At 39.9% G+C, this 19,634-nt stretch carries 16 protein-coding genes; 11 read left to right on the top strand and 5 right to left on the bottom strand.

Translation table 11 applies throughout. The features are described from left to right. Nucleotides 1–27 precede the first annotated feature (27 nt). From asnB to H0W62_10335, 10 genes are all read left to right on the top strand, one after another. The gene (asnB, locus tag H0W62_10380) at nucleotides 28–1,875 is read left to right on the top strand and encodes an asparagine synthase (glutamine-hydrolyzing) (protein MBA3648937.1); all 1,848 of its coding nucleotides are present in this window, start codon (nucleotides 28–30) and stop codon (nucleotides 1,873–1,875) included. Then, nucleotides 1,827–2,756, top strand: coding sequence for a class I SAM-dependent methyltransferase (locus tag H0W62_10375; protein MBA3648936.1), 930 nt, complete (start codon nucleotides 1,827–1,829; stop codon nucleotides 2,754–2,756). The genes asnB and H0W62_10375 overlap by 49 nt, the downstream gene beginning before the upstream one ends. Then, nucleotides 2,757–3,983: a glycosyltransferase gene (locus H0W62_10370; GenBank protein ID MBA3648935.1), complete on the top strand. Its 1,227-nt coding sequence runs from the start codon at nucleotides 2,757–2,759 to the stop codon at nucleotides 3,981–3,983. Nucleotides 3,984–3,995: 12 nt separating this feature from the next. Continuing rightward, nucleotides 3,996–5,087 (top strand): glycosyltransferase, encoded by a 1,092-nt coding sequence (locus tag H0W62_10365; protein ID MBA3648934.1) that lies wholly within the window; start codon nucleotides 3,996–3,998, stop codon nucleotides 5,085–5,087. A 232-nt stretch (nucleotides 5,088–5,319) separates the two neighbouring features. Continuing rightward, the gene (locus H0W62_10360) at nucleotides 5,320–6,492 is read left to right on the top strand and encodes an amidohydrolase family protein (GenBank protein MBA3648933.1); all 1,173 of its coding nucleotides are present in this window, start codon (nucleotides 5,320–5,322) and stop codon (nucleotides 6,490–6,492) included. A gap of 192 nt (nucleotides 6,493–6,684) precedes the next feature. Beyond that, nucleotides 6,685–7,329, top strand: a complete 645-nt coding sequence (locus H0W62_10355; protein ID MBA3648932.1) for a TetR/AcrR family transcriptional regulator — start codon at nucleotides 6,685–6,687, stop codon at nucleotides 7,327–7,329. Next, nucleotides 7,326–8,678: a TolC family protein gene (locus H0W62_10350; protein ID MBA3648931.1), complete on the top strand. Its 1,353-nt coding sequence runs from the start codon at nucleotides 7,326–7,328 to the stop codon at nucleotides 8,676–8,678. Before H0W62_10355 ends, H0W62_10350 begins: the two co-directional genes overlap by 4 nt. 38 nt (nucleotides 8,679–8,716) lie before the next feature. Next, nucleotides 8,717–9,877: an efflux RND transporter periplasmic adaptor subunit gene (locus H0W62_10345; protein MBA3648930.1), complete on the top strand. Its 1,161-nt coding sequence runs from the start codon at nucleotides 8,717–8,719 to the stop codon at nucleotides 9,875–9,877. Nucleotides 9,878–10,027: 150 nt separating this feature from the next. After that, nucleotides 10,028–13,501, top strand: coding sequence for an efflux RND transporter permease subunit (locus H0W62_10340; protein MBA3648929.1), 3,474 nt, complete (start codon nucleotides 10,028–10,030; stop codon nucleotides 13,499–13,501). Between the two features lie 113 nt (nucleotides 13,502–13,614). After that, entirely contained in the window at nucleotides 13,615–15,066 is a 1,452-nt protein-coding gene (locus H0W62_10335) for an RtcB family protein (protein MBA3648928.1), read from the top strand. 67 nt (nucleotides 15,067–15,133) lie between these two features. Here the strand turns inward: H0W62_10335 and H0W62_10330 are convergent, their stop codons facing one another. The 4 genes from H0W62_10330 to H0W62_10315 all read right to left on the bottom strand — a co-directional run bounded on the left by H0W62_10330 (nucleotide 15,134) and on the right by H0W62_10315 (nucleotide 17,537). Beyond that, the gene (locus H0W62_10330; protein ID MBA3648927.1) at nucleotides 15,134–15,292 is read right to left on the bottom strand and encodes a hypothetical protein; all 159 of its coding nucleotides are present in this window, start codon (nucleotides 15,290–15,292) and stop codon (nucleotides 15,134–15,136) included. Further along, entirely contained in the window at nucleotides 15,258–15,572 is a 315-nt protein-coding gene (locus H0W62_10325; GenBank protein ID MBA3648926.1) for a response regulator transcription factor, read from the bottom strand. Before H0W62_10325 ends, H0W62_10330 begins: the two co-directional genes overlap by 35 nt. Nucleotides 15,573–15,813: 241 nt before the next feature. Then, nucleotides 15,814–16,122, bottom strand: coding sequence for an antibiotic biosynthesis monooxygenase (locus H0W62_10320; GenBank protein MBA3648925.1), 309 nt, complete (start codon nucleotides 16,120–16,122; stop codon nucleotides 15,814–15,816). A 107-nt stretch (nucleotides 16,123–16,229) separates the two neighbouring features. Then, nucleotides 16,230–17,537 (bottom strand): aminotransferase class V-fold PLP-dependent enzyme, encoded by a 1,308-nt coding sequence (locus tag H0W62_10315; GenBank protein ID MBA3648924.1) that lies wholly within the window; start codon nucleotides 17,535–17,537, stop codon nucleotides 16,230–16,232. Between the two features lie 110 nt (nucleotides 17,538–17,647). Here H0W62_10315 and H0W62_10310 point away from each other — a divergent pair, with 110 nt between their 5' ends. After that, entirely contained in the window at nucleotides 17,648–18,865 is a 1,218-nt protein-coding gene (locus tag H0W62_10310) for an aminotransferase class V-fold PLP-dependent enzyme (protein MBA3648923.1), read from the top strand. Between the two features lie 9 nt (nucleotides 18,866–18,874). Here H0W62_10310 and H0W62_10305 read toward each other — a convergent pair whose 3' ends face one another. After that, nucleotides 18,875–19,633 carry an SDR family NAD(P)-dependent oxidoreductase gene (locus H0W62_10305; GenBank protein ID MBA3648922.1) on the bottom strand — a complete coding sequence of 253 codons (759 nt, stop codon included), beginning with the start codon at nucleotides 19,631–19,633 and terminating at the stop codon, nucleotides 18,875–18,877. Nucleotide 19,634 lies beyond the last annotated feature (1 nt).

Below are 19,634 nucleotides of genomic sequence, written 5' to 3'. Positions count from 1 at the left end.
TTAGTTTTGCGGTTCATTGATTAATGCATGTGTGGCATTGCAGGTTATTTTGCTCCAGGTAATAAATTTCCAACAGAGTGGCTGAAGGTCATGTCTGAATGTGTTGCACACCGTGGACCTGATGCTGAAGGTTTTTATAAAGATGATATTGCCGGCCTTGCACACAGACGGTTAAGCATTATCGATCTTTCCTGTGAGGGAAATCAGCCTATGTTTAGCCATGACAGGCGGTATGTTATTATTTTTAACGGGGAAATTTATAACTATAAAGAAATTGCCCGGGAGCTCAACATCTCTTTTCGGTCTGATTCCGATACAGAGGTGATGCTGGAAGCTTTTAATCGGTGGGGTACCGGGGCAGTTACCAGGTTCAACGGAATGTTCACCATTGCTTTGTATGATACCAGGGAAAAGGTGCTTACTTTATTTCGTGACCGATTAGGTGTTAAGCCTCTATTTTATGTGGAAATTAATAATCAATGGTTTTTTGCCTCAGAAATAAAGGCCTTATTAAGTGTAGAATGGATACGCACGAATTGTACTATTAATCAGCAAGCAATATACTGGTATTTGCAGCTCGGCTATATTCCACAACCCCTTACGATATGGAATGAAATCAAAAAATTTCCTGCGGGAAATTTCCTGACATTAAAAAAAGATCGGGCAGCGTTTACAAATTATTGGAAAATAGAAGATCAGCTGACAGATGATACTATTGATAATGAGAATACGGCAAAGCAAAAACTGGATGAACTGCTGCATAGTTCTGTAAAATACCGCATGATCAGTGATGTACCCTTCGGGACCTTTCTAAGCGGAGGGGTTGATTCATCCCTTGTCACCGCTATTGCACAGAGAAACAGCCCAGTGCCAATTAAGACTTTTACCATCGGCTTTAAGGAATCTGAATACAATGAGGCAGATCATGCAAAAAAGATTTCGCAGTACCTGAAAACTGACCATTATGAATTTTATGTAAGCCAGGCAGATGCAATTGAAAGGGTGGAGCCCATGATGGATATATATGATGAGCCATTTGCCGATTCTTCTGCTATTCCTGCATTACTTCTTTCCAGAGAGGCGCGGAAACATATAAAGATGGTATTGACCGGCGATGGTGGTGATGAACTTTTTATGGGGTACGGTGCATACCGCTGGGCATCACGATTAAATAATCCGGTCGTCAAAATGTTTCGTTTTCCACTAGGCGCCATGTTTTCTTTGGGTAACAATCGCGCTCAACGGGTATCCAGACTTTTTCAATATATATCTGAAGAAAAGATTCAGGCTCATATTTTTTCACAGGAACAATATTTTTTTTCAGAGCAAGAAACACATGATCTGCTGATCAATAGTGAAAACCTTCAGGAAAGTTTTTTTGATCTGCAACCTAACGGACATCGAAAGCTAAGTGCAAAAGAACTGCAGACGCTCTTTGATTTAAAATATTACCTCAAAGATGATCTGCTGGTGAAAGTAGATCGTGCAGGTATGCAATATGGTCTTGAATGCCGCACTCCGTTTTTGGATTACCGTTTAGTTTCTTTTGCACTTAATGTGTCAGAGAATTTGAAGCTTAAAAAAGGTGATCTTAAAATCCTGACGCGCCGTTTACTGGCCGATTACCTGCCGCCGGAATTGTTTGATCGTCCTAAACACGGATTTGCTCTTCCCCTGCAGAAATGGCTTCAAACGGACCTGAAATATTTGATCGATAAATATCTTTCTGATGACGTTATAAATAAACACAAACTGGTTGATGTGGCAATAGTGAACCGGATAAAGAAAAAATTCACAAATGGAAAGACCTACCTCTATAATCGCCTGTGGAATTTATTGATACTGCATCGATGGATGGAAAGGCACAGTGCATGAATTCGCCAATGCATGATCGTTGCCTGCTTTGCAATGGTGCATTATTAAAGCCACTAAACAGGTATTCAAAAATTCTTCTTGTGAAATGCGCGCGGTGTGGTTTTGTTTTTTCACAGGCAATTCCTGCAGAAAATGAGTTAATCCGCCACTATAATCTCTACGGCCGAAATGATTATCTCTCTCCTGTTACCGTTAAGAGGTATCATGAAATCTTAGATTATTTGGAGAAATTCAGAAAGACTAACAGGCTGATGGATGTAGGTTGTGGTATCGGTTATTTTCTTGAGGTAGCAAAAGAACGTAACTGGGAAGTATATGGCACAGAATTTACACAGGCAGCAGTACAGATCTGCCGTAAAAAAGGAATTGAAACACAGCAGGGAAAATTAGATCCGGAAAATTATTTACCTGCGTCTTTTGATGTTATAACTTCTTTTGAAGTTATTGAGCATATCAACTATCCTATACAGGAAATGAAAAATTTCCGGCAACTGTTGCGGGAAGGTGGTGCTGTTTACATCACCACACCAAACTTCCATTCCGTATCGAAATTCTTACTGAAAGAAAAATGGAATATTTTGGTTTATCCTGAGCATTTATGTTATTACACTCCAAACACTATTTCGGCTTTATTCGAGAATACAGGATTTTCAAATCTTAAAATGGAGACCACTGGAATTAGCACCAGCAGAATAAAAGAAAGCCTGGCGAATGTACAATCACACTGTAATACCCGGAGTTCTGATGACGAAAAACTTCGAACTATGCTGGAAGCGAACCGTTTTAAAAGAGGACTAAAAAGTTTTATAAACCGCATACTTACTTTCCTTTATATCGGCGATTCCATTAAAGCAGTATTTGTAAGAGATAGCTTTCGTTAAATGGGTAAAAAAATACTTTATATTTCCTACGAAGGCATGACTGATTCTCTTGGGCAATCACAGGTGATTCCCTATCTGTTGGGACTTACCAGGCTGGGCCATAGCATTACAATTATAAGTGCAGAAAAGAAAAAATATTTAATAAAAGAAGGAACGCAGGTTTCTATTTCATTGTCCGCATCTGGAATTAAGTGGTTTCCTGTAGCATACTCGAATGCCATTCCTGGTTTTTCACAGAGAATGAATTACAGGAGATTATTCGTAAAAGCTTTCCGACTTCAAAAAAAAAATTATTTTGATATAGTTCATTGCCGCAGTTATATTCCCTCCCTCATTGGATTGCAATTAAAGAGAAGACATCAGTTAAAATTCATTTTTGATATGCGGGGTTTTTGGGCAGATGAACGTGTAGAAGGCAACTTATGGAACTTAAAAAATCCCTTGTACCATTGGGCATATCGTTTTTTCAAGAAGAAAGAAGCCGAGTTTTTAATTGACAGTGATGCTGTGGTGAGCTTAACAGATAATGCAAAACAGGAAATTCTCTCATGGAAAAAGACCGCTGTTTTGCCTGATAAAATAACGGTTATTCCTTGTTGTACAGACCTGGACTTATTCTCTGAAAGAGGTTTTGAAGAAAAAACCAAAAGTTTTTTTAAAGATAAATACGGAATTACAAATGAGGATTTTGTGATTTCCTATTCCGGCTCCGTAGGCACCTGGTATTTAATTGATGAGATGCTGCTTTTCTTTTCAAGGTTAAAAACGCATAAACAAAATTCTAAATTTTTAATTCTTACTCCAGAAATTCATCATCAGTTTCTTTGTGACGCAGTTGAAAAGGCAGGATTAAATCCTAAGGATGTTATTGTGTATGCAGCTCGTCGAAACGAAATGCCAATGCTTTTGAGCTTAAGTAATGCATCTGTATTTTTTATAAAATCGACTTTTTCAAAAAAGGCATCATCGCCAACTAAAATGGGTGAATTAATGAGTCTTGGTATTCCGGTATTTTGTAATAAAGGAATCGGTGATGTTGATCAAATACTCACTGAAACTAATGCAGGAATATTAATTGAAGATTTCAGCATTAAAAGTTTTGATACGGCCATTAAAAAATATTTTGCTGCGTCTTTTTCCGCAGATAAAATCAGGGAAGGTGCTGAAAAGTTTTTTTCTCTGGATAAAGGAATCCAGCAATACAACCATATTTACTTATCACTTTAAAGCGACCATTATTTGGCTATTAGGATTCTATTCATTGGCTCACACAGGCCCGGGCGGTCGCCATCTCAGCGATTTCGCATGGAGCATTATTTTCCATACTTAAGTGAGAAGGGTTTTGAATATGAATATTCCACATTTATTTCAGAAACCGGGGATATCAGTCTTTATAGATCCGGCAATTATTTAAAAAAATTAGGGCTCCTATTAAGTGGTGCTTCAAGGCGTCTGAAAGACATTCTTCGCGCAAATAATTATGATATTATCTTTATTCAGCGGGAAGCATTTTTAACCGGCACTACCTTTTTTGAAAACCTCTTTCAAAAATCTGGTGCGAAAATAATTTTTGATTTTGATGATTCCATCTGGATTCCGGAAACGTCTAATGCCAATAGAAAATTTGCATGGCTAAAGGATGAAAGAAAGACGTCACGTAATATCAAATTAGCAGACTTGGTAATTGCCGGTAATTATTACTTGGCAACGTATGCAAAACGGTTTAATGATCATGTAATTATTATTCCTACCACAGTAGACACCGATATGTTTCAACCTTCACCATTAGAGGGAAAAAATAATGAACCTGTTTGCATTGGATGGAGCGGAAGCCTTACTACGATTGAGCATTTTAAAACGTGTATACCAGCCCTTAAAGAATTAAAAGCACGGTACGGTAACCGCATACATTTCAAGGTGATGGGGGACGAAAACTTCAGTGACCGCGAATTAAACATTCAGGGAACGGCATGGTCTGAGGAAACTGAAATGGCGGAATTAAACAGTTATCATATTGGGATTATGCCACTGCCTGACAATGAATGGACCCGGGGGAAATGTGGATTAAAAGGGTTGCTTTATATGTCCTTGGCTATTCCACCTGTTATGTCACCCGTAGGTGTTAATTGTGAAATTATTCAGCATGGTAAAAACGGCTTTCTGGCAGCTGATCAAAATGAATGGGTAGACACAATTAGCCGGTTAATAGAAAACCCTGAAATGAGGACACAAATGGGTATGGAGGCAAGAAAAACGGTAGTAGAAAAATATTCAGTGGCTTCACAGCTTAGTTCTTTAATTCACGCCTTCAATGATATAATCCATAAATAGCTTCACGATAAATGTAACAAGTGCAATAAAAATATCATGATGTCCTTTACATGGGTTAAAAAATGCACCGGAGTTTGCGGTGAAATTATATGGAAGTATAACTTCTGCCAAAGATCATTTTCAGGTACAGTCAGTGCTGGAATTATCTTGGGGAATGAATGCGTATAATTTCCTAAAATTTATTCCTCTTTTTTATGGTAAGTAAGTTCCAATTTTAAGAGTCCAGGCAGCTATGCATAAAATTTCCGCCGACTATATTTTACCGGTTTCTTCCGCTCCATTAAAAAACGGAGTGATAGTAATTGATGATGATGGCATAATCATTTCACTCAGTGATCGGAATAATTTTGAAAATGCAGAATTGCAAATTTACAGGGGAATCATTTGTCCGGGTTTTATAAATGCGCATTGTCATTTAGAATTATCTTATTTAAAAGAACAGATCACAGAACATACTGGCCTGGTTAATTTTATAATTGAATTTTTAAGTAAAAGAGACGATTCGGGAGAAAATGTTCAGCAGGCAATTAAGGATGCAGAGGATGAAATGATACAGAACGGAATTGTAGGCGTAGGCGATATATCAAATGCTGTTACATCTTTCCTGCAAAAATCAAAACGACGTATAGAGTATCACACATTTGTAGAATGTTTGGGGTTGTTACCTGAAAAAGCCGACGAATTTTTGGACAGATCAATAGCAGTTTTTCATTCAGCAAAACAATTATCCTTAGAAGCATCTATCACCCCCCATGCCCCTTATTCTATGTCGTTGGAACTGATGAAGAAAATATTCCGGCTTCCGGAAAACCAAACTTCGATTTTCAGTTACCACAATCAGGAGACCGCAGAAGAAAATGATTTATATACAAAAGGCACTGGTGGCTTTTTAGATTTTTACAGGAAGTTTAATTTTCAATTTATTGCGGATAGAATTGCTGCGAGCTCTGTTCAGGCTCACCTGAATATTTTTCCGGAAGAAAAAAGAATTTTATTGGTTCATAATACATTCTCTTCTAAAGAGGATATAGAGTTTGTGATGAACAAGCATAAAAACTGCTACTGGTGCCTTTGTCCGAATGCCAACTTATTTATAGAAAATACATTACCGGATTTTCAAAATTTCATTACTTACAATGAACGCATTTGCCTGGGAACGGACAGCTACGCCAGTAACAAGGGGCTTTCTATATTTGAGGAGATGAAAACCATTCAACAGGTAAATCCTGGTATATTAACCCCACAACTGGTATCCTGGGCAACATTAAATGGTGCTGAATTTTTTGGGTGGAATAATCTGGGGCGGCTGGAGCCCGGTAAAAAGCCGGGCGTGAATTTAATAACTAATGTCAATGCAGAAACCCTGCAGCTAAATAAGAATTCCATAGTAGAAAAACTTTTTTAGTCGCGCTGTCTAACGACTTAAATACTGCTTTGGTTCTCCACTCAGGATTTTTTTATGTGAATATGCTGCAATAAATATTCCTGTCATTCGTCGGAACCGTTGCATGGTTTGTCGAATTTCCAGAACTGAAAAATTTATTTTGTTTGGAAACTTTGGAAATGTAAAATGTTTCCATAGTTTTGCGCCCTCTTTATGAATAATGGAACTGACATGCGTGGGAGAATATTGCAGGCTGCAACCGAGTTATTTTTCAGCTATGGAATCCGCAGCATCACCATGGATGATATTGCCCGTCACCTCTCTATTTCCAAAAAGACTATTTACCAGTTCTTTGAAGATAAAGACGAAATTGTACAAACTCTGTGTCATATCGACTGTGATCAGAATGTGCTTACAATGCAGCAAATTTCTGATCAGTCTAAAGATGCCATCGATGAAATTATGCAATCCATGGAGTTTCTTGCCGCTGTTCTTTCACGGTTGAATCCAAACCTGATCTACGATTTACAGAAATTTCATCCTGCTGCATGGAGTGAATTTCAAAAATTCAGGGAAGATCATTTGAAAGGAAGCGTGGAAAAGAATTTAAGGAAAGGAATTCGTCAGGGGTATTACAGATCAGAGATTAATGTAAAGATTCTTGCAAGGTTACGAATAGAGGAAGTGGTTTTAGGTATGAATCCAATAATATATCCACCATCAAATTTTAACCTTCGGGAAGTAGAGCTGGAGCTGCTGGTACATTTTCTATATGGAATAATTACACTCGAAGGCCTTAAATTATTGAATGATTACAAGACAAAGAAGAAGATAAAAAAACTAAAAGTATTGGCATGAAAACCTGTATAACGCTTTTACTGAGTGTAATTTTTAGAATTGCGAATGCACAGCAGGCCACCGACCTGAAGCCCGATACCCTGCGTATGTCGGTTCAGGAATGCGTTGACTATGCCTTGCAGCATCAGCATAATGTAAAAAATACCCGCCTTGATGCTGAGATCGCTAAGCGGAAGACACAGGAATATACCGGGCTCTCTTTGCCACAAATAAATGGCAGCCTGGAGTTTACGGATTTCCTGAAGCTGCCCACCTCCCTTATTCCAGGGGAATTCTTTGGCGGTGAGGCAGGTACCTTCATCCCTGTAAAGTTTGGAACACAATACAACGTTACTGCGGGTGCTCAGGCATCACAGCTGATATTTGATGGAAGGTATTTCCTGGGATTAAAAGCCAGCCGTGCGCTGGCAGATCAGGCGCAGCTTGCCGTAACGGGTTCCGAGATAGATGTGGTAAATACCGTTATGAAGGCATACCTGTCCACTTTAATTAATGTAGAGCGTGTGAAACAACTGGATGCCAATATTGATCGTCTGCAAAAGATATTTCATGATACGAAGGCTCAGTTCGAAGCCGGCTTCGTAGAAAAATTGGACGTAGACCGTATTTCTGTCAGTTATAATAATCTATTAACAGAGCGTGATAACGTGAGGAATTCAATTGCTTTGAGTTATTATTTGCTTAAATATAATATGGGTATGAATGGTAACGACGGGCTTCTGCTTACCGATTCTATCCGTGAAGATGATTTTCAATCCGTGCTGCAGAATGCAGGAACATCGGATTTGAATAACCGGATCGAATACCAGCAATTGTTAACCGGTCTTGCTCTTTCCGAAATGAATGTAAAGCAGTATAAGCTTGAGTATTTGCCCACCCTGTATGGATTTGCCAGTTTAAGCTACCAGGCACAACGCGAAAAGCTAAACTTTTTTAACAATGAAGCCTGGTATCCAACAGGCATAGCAGGATTCAAATTATCACTTCCTATTTTTGACGGACTCCAGAAAGCACGTCAGCTTCAGCAGGCAAAATTAAGTGTTGAAAAAACCAATAATGATATTGAAGATTTTAAGAATGCCGTATCTCTGCAGGTAGCCAGTGCTAAGACTTCTTTGCAAAACGCTATTTCTTCCTTAAATACTCAGCGAACCAATCTGGATCTTGCAAAGGAAGTAGTGGATATTTCCAGAAAAAAATTTGATCAGGGTGTTGGCAGCTCCCTTGAAGTGACCAATGGAGAATCATCACTCAGGGAAGCTCAGGTCAATTATTTGAATGCCCTTTACGATGCCTGGGTTGCAAGAATTGATTTACAGAAATCGCTCGGAACACTTTATAAAAAATAATTAATAAGATGACCTCATCACTTGTAAAATTGTATAGCATGAAAAAGTTTTTATTACTCGCTGGCTGTGTAATATGGCTGGTTTCCTGTCAGCAGGCAAATACACAGGACCCACAGGCACGTCTTGCAGAATTAAAAAAACAACAGCTGCAAATCTCCGGGGAGATAACAACATTGCAGGCACAAATTGCTGCTAATGATACCTCCGGATCCAGGCAGAAGCCTAAGCTGGTAGCTATAGAGACACTTCAGCCCGGTGTATTTCAGCATTTTTTGGAAGTGCAGGGAAAGGTTGATGCAGATGAAAATGTAGGTGTAACACCTCAGATAGGAGGTGTGATAACAAATATTTTTGTACAGGCAGGAAACCGTGTTAGGAAAGGACAAGTGCTTGCCATTACGGATGCGGCTACCCTGCAGGCAAATATTGAGGTAACTAAAAACAGCCTTACACTTGCAAACACATTATATGAAAAACAAAAATCATTATGGGATCAGCAAATAGGAACGGAAGTGCAGTACCTGACGGCAAAAAATCAGAAGGAAGCTATAGATAAAAATCTGAATGTGCTGCAGCAGCAAATGGAGATGACTAAAATTAAATCGCCTATTGATGGAACCGTTGATGAAGTGATGGCAAAGCTTGGTGAAATGGCTACGCCGGGCCGGCCATCTTTTCGCGTAGTTAATTTGTCTAAATTAAAAGTAATTGCAGATGTGGCAGAAAGGTATGCCGGAATAATTAAAGTGGGCGATCAGGTTACCATCACCTTAAAGGATGCAGGTAAGCAAATCACTAAAAAAATTACTGCCGTAAGCCAGGTAATTGATCCAAACTCACGATCGTTCCAGATCGAAGCACGCCTTGGAACCGAAGAGAAAGAGCTATTCCGCCCAAACATGATTGTAATAGCAAAAATCGGAGACTATTCAAAAAATAATTCTATAGCTATTCCTATAAATACCGTTCAAAATTCGGAAGAAGGAAAGTTTGTTTTTATAGCCTCTAACCAGGATGGAAAGACTGTAGCCATCAAGCAAATAATAACACCAGGCATGTCTTATGGCGATCGCATCGAAATAGTATCCGGTTTAAAAGCAGGTGACCAGTTAATAACGGTCGGCTACCAGGATCTGAATAACGGACAGTTGATTGCGCTGGATAATTTGGCAACAGCAGCAAATACTATGAAACAATAAAAGAAGATGATGCTGTGAAAAATGAACAGAACCTAAATAAGTTTAAAAGATATGGCAAAGTCATCCTTTAAACTATTCCTGTTAACAAAGCAATGATCTGTTGCGTAATAAAATCTATGCAGTCAACAATCATTGAAAAAATAGATTTATATGAAACACACTCCTAAGGAATTTAAACCTACCAGCTGGGCAATAAATAACAAGACCAGTATTTTCATTTTCACTGTGATTGTGATGATACTTGGTATTGCAACTTATAATTCCTTACCCAAAGAACAGTTTCCTGATATAGTAATTCCAACCATATTCGTATCAACCTATTACCCCGGCACATCTCCTACAGATATGGAGAATTTGGTTACGCGGCATATTGAAAAAGAAATTAAGTCCATCTCAGGCATCAAAAAAATAACCAGTAATTCCGTTCAGGATTTCGCGACAATTGTTGTTGAATTTAATACAGGCGTAGTGGTGGCAGATGCCAAGCAAAAGGTGAAGGATGCCGTCGATAAATCAAAGAGAAATTTACCTACCGATCTGTCCACATACGGAGATCCGCAGGTTATTGACATTAATTTCTCCGAATTTCCAATGGAAAATATAAATCTGAGTGGTGATATTGAATTATCCAAGCTGAAAAAATATTCGGATGATCTTAAAGACCGTATTGAAGAATTACCTGCAGTTACCCGTGTAGATATAGTGGGGGCCCCTGAGCGTGAAATACAGGTAGACCTCGATATGTACAAAATGGAAATAGCCCAAGTGACTACCCGGGATGTGGAAGATGCTATTGCTTATGAAAATGTGATAGTCTCTGGCGGTCAAATACCCATGTCCGGTATGAAGAGAAGTCTGAAAGTAGATGGGGAATTCACTGACATGGATCAGATCCGGAATCTTATTATTCAAACAGGTTCAGGTGATCCGATATATCTAAGAGATATTGCAACCGTAACCGATGGCTATAAGGAAAAAGAATCGTATGCACGACTCGACGAAAAAAATGTAATAACGCTGAACGTAATCAAACGATCGGGTCAGAATCTCATTCAGACCTCCGATAAAGTTCGTGATATTGTTAAGGACATGCAGGAAACACAATTTCCACAGCAGCTAAAAATTTCTGTTACCGGAGATCAGTCGACACAAACCCGGAATACACTTACGGACCTTCTGAATTCAATTATTATTGGGTTTGTGCTTGTTACCCTGATCCTGATGTTTTTCATGGGACCTACCAATGCAATATTTGTCGGCTTGTCTGTGCCTCTTTCTATATTTCTCGCTTTTCTTGTAATGCCAACAATCGGGTTTAATCTGAATATGATTGTGCTATTTTCCCTTTTATTCGCCTTGGGAATAGTAGTGGACGATGCCATTGTGGTAATTGAAAATACCTGGCGTATTCTCAATCAAACGAAATTACCGGTTTCACTTGCAGCAAAGTATGCAGCTGGTGAAGTTTTCGCTCCTGTGCTTGCAGGAACTCTTACTACACTTTCTCCCTTCGTGCCGCTTGCATTCTGGCCAGGCATTGTGGGGAAATTTATGTTTTATCTTCCGATAACCCTGATTCTTACCTTGCTTGCATCTTTAGTTGTTGCCTATATCATTAATCCAGTATTCGCAGTTACTTTCATGAAAATAAAGGAAGAACCGGGTCACGAAAATGGTGTCCGTAAAAAATCAAACCGGACTTTGTATATCACCTCCGGAGCCTTTGTTTTTCTGGCCATCATTTTCTATTTATTCAAAAGTCCGGGGTTAGGAAATTTTACCCTCTTTTTGTTAGCACTTGTTTACTTGAATAAATACGTGCTTACTGGTCTAATTGCACGTTTTCAGCAAGGATTTATTCCCAGAATGCAGCATGGTTATGCGAGAGTAATTACCTGGGCACTGGGAATGATTCATTTTAAAATTTTTGGAAGAAGGTATAGAATTATGCGTCCATGGATGATGCTTTTAGGGACGGTCCTGCTCTTCATTTTTTCTTTTGTGATGATCGGATTGCGGCAACCGCCGATAGAGTTTTTCCCGACCAGCGATCCGAATTTTATTTATGTCTACGCTAAATTACCCGTGGGAACTGACGTAAGAGTAACCGATTCTGTTACCAAAACTCTCGAGAAAAAAGTATTTGATATTGTTGGTAAAAACAATCCTATTGTGGATGCTGTGATTGGTAATGTAGCCATTGGAGCTGATGACAATCAGTTTGGGGGTGGTAATCCGGCTCCTAATAAAGGAAAAGTAACCGTGGCTTTCAAGGAATATAAATACCGGAACGGCCAGTCAACTCGTGACTATATGGATAAAATCCGCTCATCAGTGAAAAATTTGCCGGGTGTAGAAATTTCTGTTGACCAGGAACAAGGCGGTCCCCCTACAGGAAAGCCTATCAATATAGAAATAACCGGTGATGACTATAACCAGTTAATTGCTACTTCTATTGGTTTACGTCATTATCTTGATTCTGTGCAAATACCAGGTGTAGAGGCATTAAAAAGTGATGCAGAAGTAAGCAATCCTGAAATCGCCATCAGCCTTGACCGCGAGCGGATGAGGCGCGAAAACATTTCTACCGGACAGGTGGGATCAGAAATCAGGACTGCAGTGTACGGAAATGAAGCATCCAAGTATCGTGAATTAGAGGACGAATATCCCATCATGGTCCGATATGATCCGAGCCAGCGTAAAGACCTGGATGCATTGTCAAACCTGAAGATTACATTCCGAAATCAGAATAATGGCCAGATCAGGCAAATTCCGCTCTCCTCCATTGCAAGCATTTCTTATAACAATTCACTGGGTGCTGTAACCCGGAAAAATCTAAAGCGGGTGATTACGCTTTCATCGAATGTGCTGAATGGCTATACACCAACCGAGGTAAATCAGAATATAGGTAATGCAGTTAAAGACTTTAAAATACCGGAAGGTCTTATGATTTCTCAAACAGGTCAGCAGGAAGAACAGGATGAATCACAGAACTTTTTAATGACTGCAATGATGATTTCGCTATGCCTGATCTTTCTTATTCTGGTCACCCAGTTTAATTCTTTCTCAAAACCATTGATCATCCTTTCAGAAATATTGTTCAGCATTATCGGCGTATTGCTTGGTTTTGCAATCTTTAAGATGAAAATTTCTATTGTTATGACAGGTATAGGAATTGTTGGCCTTGCAGGTATTGCAGTGCGCAATGGAATCTTGCTGGTCGAATTTGCCGACGAGTTAAAAGCGCGTGGCTTAAAAACCCGCGATGCAATCATTCAGGCGGGAAAAACGCGCATGACGCCGGTTATTCTCACGGCTAGTGCAACCATGCTGGCGCTTGTTCCTCTTGCGGTAGGATTTAATATTGATTTTGTTTCATTGTTTACCCATTTACAACCGCACATTTATTTTGGCGGAGATAATGTCGCATTTTGGGGACCTCTTTCCTGGACTATTATTTTCGGATTATCCTTTGCCACTTTTCTTACCCTCATCCTGGTGCCATGCATGTACCTGATCGCCTATTCTTTAAAAGTAAAACTAAGCCGCTGGAGAGGTCGCACCTTTGGCATTCGCCCGGCCAAAAAAGTGGAAGAGCCAGAGAATGTTGAAATATTAATTTAGGGAATTTTAATGTCTGAAGACCCTTCCTGCAAAATCGGGAAGGGTTTTTTTTATTATAGTACTATAAACACAGGAATCCTCTAAATTTATTTCTCTATTTATCTCCGGATTCAGTGAGCAAATCAAAATTAAATGGTAAAAAACTGAGGGCATTGGGCTATCCGCAAGGACCGGTAATAAGCGTAGCGATCAATGTAATGGAAAAACATTACAAACATCTTCCAAAAGGCGAAGTGATAACAACACTGAAAAATGTGCTGGCAGAACCTGCTGTTTTTATAAAAGATCCGGTGCTGGGTAACATTGCAAAAATGCTTTTGCCAAAAGAAAAAACAAGACTTGATGAGATAGCCCTATTGAATAATGGTGTTCATTTTAATGTGTTTGGTGCTGAATTTATTGAAGAAGGTGCATTACACCAAATGCATGCTGCCTCAAGGCTCCCGGTTGCCATTGCCGGCGCGCTAATGCCTGATGCGCATTTCGGTTATGGCCTCCCGATAGGCGGAGTACTTGCAACAGAAGGAGCTGTGATTCCCTATGGTGTAGGAGTTGATATTGGCTGCCGGATGTGCCTGAGCATTTTTGATATAAAGCCGGAAGAACTTGCTACCAGGCATGATCAATTTATAAAAATATTGCTTGGTGCAACCAGATTTGGTAGTGGTTCCGAGTTTGATACCCCTGCAGATCATGAGGTGCTGGAACAGAAAGCATTTGAAGAGATCCCATTTTTGAAAGGGCTTCAGCAGAAAGCATGGAAGCAACTAGGTACCAGCGGCGGCGGTAACCATTTTGTTGAATTTGGTATTGCAGAGATTGGCGCGCAGGATGAAATTTTAAACGTGCCTGCAGGCAGCTATGTGGCACTGCTAAGTCATTCCGGCTCCCGTGGGCTCGGTGCTAATATTGCAGGCCATTTTACAAAGCTTGCAATGCAAAAAAGAAAACTTCCGCAGGAAGCCATTAACCTTTCCTGGCTTTCTATGGAAGAAGCTGAAGGAGCAGAATACTGGATAGCAATGAACCTTGCAGGTGATTATGCAAGCGCCTGTCACCACATCATACATGATAAAGTCGCTGAGCAATTGAACAGGCAACCTGTAAGGATGGTAGAGAACCATCACAATTTTGCCTGGAAAGAAGATTATGAGGGCAGGGAAGTGATTGTGCACCGTAAAGGTGCTACTCCTGCCGGGAAAAATGTTTTGGGCATTATTCCAGGAAGCATGACTGCGCCCGGTTTTATTATAAAAGGAAAAGGTGATGCAGCATCCATCAGTTCTGCATCCCATGGCGCAGGCAGAAGAATGAGCAGAACAGCAGCACTCCGTAATCTGTCGCATAAAGATCTGAAACAGGAGCTGGAAAAAAACAATGTAAAGCTGCTTGGTGGGGGACTGGATGAGGCACCCTTTGCTTATAAGGATATTGAAGTAGTGATGCGCTCACAAAAACAGCTGGTGGATGTGATAGGGAAATTCATCCCTAAAATTGTAAAAATGGATGGGGGCGCTCCTAAACACTGGCAAAAGAAAAAAGGCAGCTTGATAGAAGGAGAATGAATAAGCAGAGTAGAAGCGAAAGGTGGAGAAACTAAGTATTCCTTTGTTAGTTACTACTTAATGGTAATTACCTTCTTCCGTACATTTTATTAATAGCCTCTGTGCGGCTTTGCACGTGCAGCTTGGAGTAAATATTATGAATATGCTTTTTCACGGCATCTGTTTTAATTGCCAATTCATCTGCAATTTCCTTATAGAAAAAACCCTGATCGAGCCGTTCCAGTATCTGTTTTTAACGGCCTGTTAATATCTCCCAGGCGGCATCTGTTTCTTTGGTATGAAGTGAAGCAACCACTCTTGCGTGCAATGCCGCTGCTCATTGGTGAGCGGCCGCGATGCAGCTCATAAATGGCTTCTATCAGTTGTACGGGTGGTGTAGGTTTTAGAATATACCCCGAAGCGCCATTTGATAATGCTTTAAAAATATTCTCATCATCTTCATAAACGGTGCAGAAATTTAAATAAATTCCTAATAATGTATTTAAAAATTTTAAATAGTATAACAACGTTTTAGCTTAGTTCGCCCAAACACTGCCTCAAATATCAGTAAATGATAGTTTAGTTGGGACCTGTAAAAAGGTAATATGTAGATGCTAATGGTAATATATAAAATACTAGAAATTGGAAAGAAACAAAACTATTGGAGCGGATATAATGCAGTACAGTTCAGTAAAAGTCATCTTTAATCAGATGGCCCTGAAAGAGGAACTTGCAACATTATGCCGTTAAAAACTGTACTGTTATTTTTTACGGAAGCTTCACTGCCAAAACATCTACCTTCTGAATGGAAGGAGGCTTAGAAAAGAGCTCCGACGCTTTTTGCATCAGTGCAGCGGCAACTTTTCCATTAAGGTGTTCGTCCCGGCCTTCACTATTAGGAAACGTATCAAAAATGCCATAGGTGGAAGGTCCTATCCTAAGTGCAAACCAGGTGAGTGTATTGGGCTCATCTTCTACTAAAGATAAACCGCTGTTCAGAAACTCTTCCACTGCAGATTCCTTGCCTGGCTTTGCTTCCAGCAATACCCATAATGCCATTTTGTTTTTATTATTCATGCCTTAAATTTTAGTAAGAAAGTTAATTTAAAACTTAATAACGTAAACTGTTGCTTTTTGGATTGTAGTTAAAATTTAATAGATGGTGTATAAAGTTTTCAACCACCTCACTTGACTCCATTCATTGCGGCATCTTTAATAGCAATTACTAGTTTATCCAAATCTTTTAACGAGGTGTATACATGCGGCGTAACCCTTACACAATGTATGTTTTCCCAGTTAATGCCTACGGTATGTATCTTGTATTTAGTATAAAAAAAGCTATCAAGGTCAGTTACTTCAATGCCGTCTATAGAAACACCACAGATAGCACAGCCATATTTTGGCTTAAGAGAAGTATGCAGCCTCACTTTAGGTGTTTCCCTAATCTCCTTTGTCCAGTAAGTTTTGAGGTAATGAAGCCGTGCCTCTTTTCTTGCAGTTCCAATGGCATTATGAAAATCAATCGCATATCCTATAGCCTGTTCTGCCGGTATGGATCGGGTGCCCAGCACTTCAAACTTTTTAATATCCGGACTTCGTGGGTCATCAGCACCGAATAATGGCCAGAGGGAAGGAATTTTTTCCTTTTTTACCCAGAGCATCCCGGTACCAAAAGGTGCGCAAAGCCATTTGTGTAAACTGGTACCTAAATAATCACATCCCAGATCCGGAATTTTAAAATCAATCTGTCCAAAAGTATGGGCAGAATCACTAATCACTTCGATGTTTGGATTCTTTTTTCTTACAGCATCCGCAATTTTTTTCACTGGTTGAATTTGCCCCATCCAGTTAATCATATGCGTTATATGAACAATCCGTGTTCGATCGGTTACAGCGTTTTGAAACTGTTCTTCAAAATACCCATCGCTTTCATTTGGTAAATCAAGGTTAAGCCATACCAGTTTTATTCCATCACGCTGAGTACGCTGGTTCCAGGCATGAATCATATTCGGATAATCCTGCCTGGTGAGAATAACCTCATCTCCGGCTTTCATCTCCAAACCAAAGATTATAGTTTCTAGCGCTTCCGTAGCATTGCGGTCAATTGCTATTTCCCTCGCCTCACATCCTGCAAGCAATGCAAGCTTCTGCCGCAATGGCTCACGGCCCTGATCGAGAACGCGCCACATATAATAGCTTGGCGCCTCATTGCTCATCTGAATATATTTATATTCCATCTCCTGCGTATGTTGCGTTTGCGGACTTACGCCCCCGTTATTGAGATTGATGAGCGAGGGAGAGACGGAATAAGCCTCGCGGATCAGCGACCAGAAATCTTCATCGGCTGCAATTTGGTCCGGTGCCAGACGTGATTTCGTATGCAATGCCGCCTCTATATCCGTTATTGTAATCCGGGATGAAAATGAAGGAATGTGCAAGGAACCCAATGCAGCAAGACCGGATTTTTTCAAAAATTGACGTCGGGAGGCCATTTAAAAAAATTAAAAACTAAAGTTGATACATTTAAAATTCTTTTTTCTATCGGACATAAATAACTATTAAAAACATATTGTTTTGTACTAACTAACTCAGTTACTTTATCATGGCGACACCCTCTTACTCTCCTTATACTCAGCATTGGCAGCTCGATTCCTCTGTTACCTTCCTGAACCACGGCTCATTCGGGGCTTGCCCGCTTGCTGTTTTACAAAAGCAAGCTGAATACCGCCGGCAAATGGAACAGGAACCGGTAAGATTTATGGTTCGGGAACTGGAACCGTTAATCTGGAAATCAAAAGAAGCCCTTGCAAATTTTATTGGAGCAAAAGCCGCCGACCTGGCATTTGTTCCAAATGCTACCACTGGTGTAAACACTGTATTAAATGCATTACACTTCAGCGAAGGAGATGAATTGTTAACTACTAACCACGGCTACGGTGCATGCGTAAATGCGCTTCAATGGTTTGCCGATAAGGCAAAGGCAAAAATGATTAAAGCAGAAGTACCGTTCCCTGTTTCGTCGGAGGAAGAGATAATTGATGCTATCCTGTCAAAGGTTACTTCTAAGACCAGGCTTTTAATGATAGACCACATCACCTCTGCGACAGGGATCATATTCCCGGTTCAAAGAATAGTTTCACTCCTTAAGGAAAAAGGGATTGATTGTTTAATAGATGGCGCACATGCCCCCGGACATCTTAATCTAAACATTAAAGATATCGGTGCAGCGTACTATACAGGCAACTGCCATAAATGGATCTGTTCGCCGAAAGGAGCAGCCTTTTTATATGTTGATAAAGAAAAAAAGCATTTGATACATCCTATGGTGGTGAGTCATCTGTATGATCAACCGATAGAAAAAGAAAGATTATGGTCCTCACACTTTTTCTGGCCAGGCACTAATGATTATTCAGCTTATTTGTGTGTAAAAGATGCAATAGAATATCTGGATACTTTGTTCCCCGGAGGATGGCAGGAATTAAAAAACTACAATCGCAACTTATGTTTAAATGCCAGGGCCATTATTGCGGAAAAAATCCAAACGGAACTTCCCGCCCCGGAAAATATGATTGCAAATCTCTCCACTCTTTATATTGGAAAAACTAATCCCTCTTCTTATGGATTCAATTACCTGCACCCGTTGCAGGAGGATCTGTGGAATAAATACAAAATCGAAGTGCCGGTTTTTGTATGGAGCAGGAAAGATCCGCGTCTATGGGTACGAATTTCAGCACAATGCTATAATTCTGTAGAGCAATATAAATACCTTGGTGAAGCCTTAGCTTCTTTATTAGAATCCAGCTTCGCAGAATATGTTTAATAATCAAACTTATTTCCGGTCGATATAAAAGGGATTTGCTTGTGCGGTTGGAGTTATTACCATCTCGCTGATACATACATGAGGAGGGCATGTGGCACAATAGTAGACGGCGTCGGCTATATCCTCTGCATGTAATGGCTGATATCCTTTATATACAGCTTTTGCTTTTTCCTGGTCACCCTTCAATCGAACGGTAGAGAATTCTGTTTCTGCAGCGCCGGGGTGAACAGCTGTTACCTTAATATGGTCGCGCAATAAATCTATTCGCATAGCCTGCGAAAGAGCATCCACAGCAAACTTAGTCGCGCAATACACATTTCCTTTCTCGTAAACATATTTTGCCGCAGTAGAACCAACGTTCAGGATATGACCTTTCTGATTTTTAATCATTAATGAAACAATTGCTCTGGTAACGTATAGAAGACCTTTTACATTGGTATCAATCATTTGATCCCAATCATCAATAGATCCCTCCTGGATTAAATCTAATCCTGCAGCAAGGCCCGCATTATTAACCAGGATATCTATATTTTTCCAATTGTCAGGCAAAGAATTGACTGATCTGGAAACTTCATGCTTATCGCGGACGTCGAAATTCAGAATAAATACTTCTACTCCGTATTCAGTATTCAATTCAGCTGCATAATCCATCAGCAACTCTTCCCTCCGGCCCGTTAAGATAAGCCGGTAGTTATTTTGAGCAAACTTTGCGGCAATGGCTTTCCCAAATCCTGAAGAGGCACCAGTGATAAAAATGGTGGAATTCATT

Source organism: Chitinophagales bacterium (assembly GCA_013816805.1).
In the GTDB taxonomy this organism is placed as follows: domain Bacteria; phylum Bacteroidota; class Bacteroidia; order Chitinophagales; family UBA10324; genus MGR-bin340.
The sequence above is the reverse complement of the archived record's forward strand: the minus strand, read 5'-3'. Positions and strand labels throughout refer to the sequence as shown.